Source organism: Pontibacter sp. HJ8 (genome assembly GCF_054824225.1).
The window spans coordinates 1-1492 of sequence record NZ_JSYF01000019.1; the positions used below are offsets into that span (position 1 = coordinate 1).

Consider the following 1492-nt stretch of genomic DNA (forward strand, 5'->3'; position numbering starts at 1 on the left):
CCAGGCGAAGCGATGCAACAACGTCAGGTTGAAACCTGAAGAAGCCCTAGCTACACAGCTAAGCAGAATGCAGGCTACAAGCTCGTACCAGAAGAAAGAGTATGGATTCTCTAACATACCGGTATAACCGCAACTACAAAACCTCCTTCCCTAACTGCACTTGCAACGGCCTGCAGCTTTCTTTAGCGGTAGCGCTCACCAGGTTGCCCTGGCGGTCGAGTTCCAGGTGACAGCACTCCAGGAAGAGCTCCTTCAGTTTCTCGCGACCACGCTGCACCCGTGATTTGGCTCCCGAGTAAGACATCCCCAGGCGATCCGCGATCTCTTTCTGGCTGACTCCCTCCAGTTCACTCAGGCGGAGCGGCTCGGCGTATTCTGGGGGCAACATTTTCAACAACGGCAATACCAGGTTTTCCATTTCCTGTTGCTCCGGCTCATGCTGTAGCTGCTCGTTGAACTGGCCCTCATCGGCCAGAGGTATACTTCGCCCCTGTTCGCGGTAGTAGTCGTACACGGCGTTGCGCGTGATCTGGTAGAGCCAGGCACTTACGTTGCGCACCTCCTGCAGCTGTTCGCAGTGCTTGTAGAGTTTCACATACAGCTGCTGCACGATATCGTTGGCCTCGTCTTTTTCTTTGACACGCTTCATCACAAAGCCCTTGAGTTTGGCCTCGTACTGCAGAAAAATCGGTGCCACGGTAGCACAAGTGTCGACGATTGTGGCGATAGCAGTACCCGAACAGGTTTGGCAGCTTTTGTTTTCCATAACAGCCTTGATTGGAGATATTCTCAGCGGCATCTATAAGTTAATCAATTTATAAAAAAACGGCCAGCATTCAATCATGGGACCTTTGAAAAATCAGGCTGCGGACCGTCCTTCCTGCTAATAAAAAGAAGCCAGGCCTCCTCCCAAACACATCCGCCGCAGATCGCTTGGACCCACGGCGGACTGATCGGGTAGTTTGATGCTATACTAACTGGCAGTTGTTTTTTCATTTTGTGACGGACGGGCATTTGCGCCGTCCCCATACAGGGTTGATGCTCCGAAGGTATAAAATGCCTCCCAGTCCACTCCTTGCGGGTCTGTGATCCAGGATTTTTCTGATTTAGCGTAGCAGCAGGTACACTTGCCTTCTTCCCGTATAGCGCCTTTGGCTTTTTTCAGGCGACCGTATACCTGCGCCAGTTCTTCTTCGCTTTCGGCCTGTATGCCCAGGTGTTCTATACCTGCATTTTCGGGATGCAGCGAGATGGCAAAATTAAGGCGTGGGTCTTCCAGCATCCATTTGGCATAATCCTCTTTGCGGACGGTAGGCTCTGCTGCAAATAAGGCGGTATAAAAATTGATGGACTCCTGCAGGTTGCTGACGCGTACGTTTACGTGAAATCTTTTCATGGCTTTGTCTCTGGTTAGGTGTTTTGATTGATGTACACCGGGATGACGGAGCGATGCCGGAAAAGACGCAGCCCCATGAAAATATTTTTTCATGGG

2 protein-coding genes are annotated in these 1492 nt (G+C 51.2%); both read right to left on the reverse strand.

Going from position 1 to position 1492, the window contains the following annotated elements; genetic code table 11:
• Positions 1-133: 133 nt before the first annotated feature.
• Positions 134-766, reverse strand: a complete 633-nt coding sequence (gene sigZ / locus OB13_RS01015) for an RNA polymerase sigma factor SigZ (protein ID WP_461488279.1) — start codon at positions 764-766, stop codon at positions 134-136.
• Between the two features lie 207 nt (positions 767-973).
• On the reverse strand, positions 974-1396 hold the full coding sequence (locus OB13_RS01020; RefSeq protein WP_461488280.1) for an ArsI/CadI family heavy metal resistance metalloenzyme: 423 nt from the start codon (positions 1394-1396) through the stop codon (positions 974-976).
• Positions 1397-1492 lie beyond the last annotated feature (96 nt).

Excerpts from the sequence above, each read along its gene's own strand:
- sigZ (WP_461488279.1), bottom strand. The coding sequence starts at position 766 with ATGGAAAACAAAAGCTGCCAAACCTGTTCGGGTACTGCTATCGCCACA.
- OB13_RS01020 (WP_461488280.1), bottom strand. The coding sequence starts at position 1,396 with ATGAAAAGATTTCACGTAAACGTACGCGTCAGCAACCTGCAGGAGTCC.